Genomic DNA, 1,772 nt, shown 5'->3' with positions numbered 1-1,772 from the left:
AACGTGACCAGCCGCTTGGCCTCCCCGTGCGGCAGCCGACCCTGCGCCGCGACCCACGTCGTGATCGACCGGGCACCATCCAGCGCCCACCACCCGTCCGCCTCCACCACCGGCACCACCCGCGCCGCGATCGCCGACAAACGCCCCGCCACCGCGAGGGCCTCCCGGACCACCTCGACCGCCGCCTCACCTTCCAGGCGACCCGCCGGGCTCTCCGGGTCCGAGGCGGCCGCCAGCGCGTCCACCGCCGCAGTCAACGCCGCGATAGCCGCGGACGCCGGCGAACCGGCACCAGCACCCGCATCGGCGATGTCGGGACGCGCCGCAGGAGCGGGCGCGTCCGCAGCTCGGGTGGCGGCGGTGGCGCGCGCTGCGCCTGCCTCGGGGGACAACTCCTCGATCGACACCGCCACCACCTCCTTCGCGACACCGGGCCGACCCGAGAATTCGGGTCAAACAATCCCGCCACAAAGAAGTCTCCCAGCCACCACTGACATTCGCCGCGACATGCGACCGCATCGTGAGACGAACGAAGGAATTCGCATGTTCGCAGGTCAGCGACCTAACGGCGTCGCATCGAGCCGCCCACAGCCCCCGAATTGCGAGAGTCTGTCCACAGAAAGAATGTCGCCGGCGAACATCGGGAGAAATGACGGAGAAGGGTGATCGCCCGTGGCTCGCGCGCGCCGGCTCGCCGCTCCCTGAACCCGGCTAGACCTCCACCACGAGCACGTCCACGCCGGCGGCGACGATCCGGGCGAGCTCGTCGGGGTCGGCGGTGGTGTCGGTGACGAGGACGTGGACCTGCGAGAGGTCGGCCATCTTTGCCAGGGTGACGCGACCGACCTTGGACCCGTCGGCGACGACGACCACCCGCTGGGCGTGGCTGACCATCGCGTTGTTGGTGCGGGCCTCCGTCTCGTCGTGGGTGGTCGCTCCGCCGGCCGCGCTGATGCCGTCCGTGCCCAGGATCGCGGTGCCGACGTTGATCGCGTTGAAGGTGTTCTCGGCCAGCACGCCGACGGCCTCGAACGACGTCGACCGCACGACCCCGCCGGTCATGATCACCTTGAGGTTGGGGCGGGAGGCGATCTCCATCGCGGTGGTGAGCGCGTTGGTGACGATCGCCAGGTCCGGCCTGCCCGCCAGCACCTTCGCCACCTCGGCGGTCGTGGTGCCGCCGCTGATCGCGACGCTGTACGGACCGGTCGGGATGAGCTCGGCGGCCCTGCGGGCGATGCGCTGCTTGGCCAGCCGGAACTGCGAGTCGCGCAGCCGCACCGGCACCTCGGCCCGGGCCGACGCGTACGCGCGCGCCCCGCCGTGGGTTCGCACGAGCAGGCCCTGATCCTCGAGGTCGGCCAGGTCGCGCCGCACGGTCGCCGACGAGACCCCGAGCGACTGCGTGAGCTCCGCGAGGGTGACGGTGTCGCCGGACTCGAGCAGGGCCAGGACCGCGAGCATGCGGTCCGAGCGCTTGCGGGACGTCGCCCTCGGCGCGTCGTCTACCACCGGCATCGGAACCTCGCTCACTCAGAATGATCATTTCGCCTGATCGAACGGGGAATTCTTGCACGAATCGCTCAGCGCGGCGATCATCCCAGCATGGCCAAGATCGCGTTCGTCGGCGCCGGCAGCGTCGTGTTCACCCGCCAGCTCGTGGCGGACCGCTCGTGGCGGACCTCCTGCGCTGCGGGGACCTCGTCCTGGAGCTGGCGCGCCACGTCGGCGTCCAGGTGGGGCTCGCCGTCGCCGAGGGTCCCGCGCTCCGC

At 71.3% G+C, this 1,772-nt stretch carries 1 protein-coding gene and 1 pseudogene; both read right to left on the bottom strand.

From position 1 onward, the window contains the following. Window positions 1-407 (bottom strand): annotated as a pseudogene (locus tag ACXJKG_RS20970) (hypothetical protein); the annotation flags it as partial. 304 nt (window positions 408-711) lie between these two features. After that, the gene (locus ACXJKG_RS20965) at window positions 712-1,518 is read right to left on the bottom strand and encodes a DeoR/GlpR family DNA-binding transcription regulator (protein WP_456847647.1); all 807 of its coding nucleotides are present in this window, start codon (window positions 1,516-1,518) and stop codon (window positions 712-714) included. Window positions 1,519-1,772 lie beyond the last annotated feature (254 nt).

Source organism: Cellulomonas sp. P5_C6 (assembly GCF_054049635.1).
This window is presented reverse-complemented; position numbering and strand designations above follow the sequence as displayed.

Excerpts from the sequence above, each read along its gene's own strand:
- ACXJKG_RS20965 (WP_456847647.1), bottom strand. The coding sequence starts at position 1,518 with ATGCCGGTGGTAGACGACGCGCCGAGGGCGACGTCCCGCAAGCGCTCG.